The sequence below is a fragment of the Enterobacter sp. UNJFSC 003 genome, from assembly GCF_036903355.1.
Taxonomy (GTDB): Bacteria; Pseudomonadota; Gammaproteobacteria; order Enterobacterales; family Enterobacteriaceae; genus Enterobacter.
In genome coordinates this window covers 1-245 of the sequence record NZ_JBAKHK010000297.1, presented here as the reverse complement: position 1 = coordinate 245, position 245 = coordinate 1, and the positions used below count along the sequence as shown (strand labels likewise).

Sequence of the window (245 nt, the reverse complement as noted above, 5' to 3'; positions counted from 1 at the left end):
ACTTTAATCAATTATCAGGCCTTACTGGTGGGTAATCTGATCGGTGTCCCGCTGTGCTACTTCATCATTCGGGTAGTGCGAAATCCATTTTATTTACGTAGCTATTATTCGCAATTAAAACAGCAGGTTGATGCCAAAGTCACCAAAAAAGAGTTCGCGCTCTGGCTACTGGCATTAGGTGCTTTATTGTTGCTGTTATGCATGCCGTTAAATGAAAAAAGCACAATTTTTAGCACCAATTATAC

At 40.0% G+C, this 245-nt stretch carries 1 protein-coding gene; it reads left to right on the top strand.

Features of this window, described 5'->3' with window-relative positions; all coding sequences use genetic code 11:
• Positions 1–245, top strand: a 245-nt coding sequence (locus V5P19_RS24245; RefSeq protein WP_334408082.1) for an MASE1 domain-containing protein, incomplete at both ends; no start/stop codon positions are given.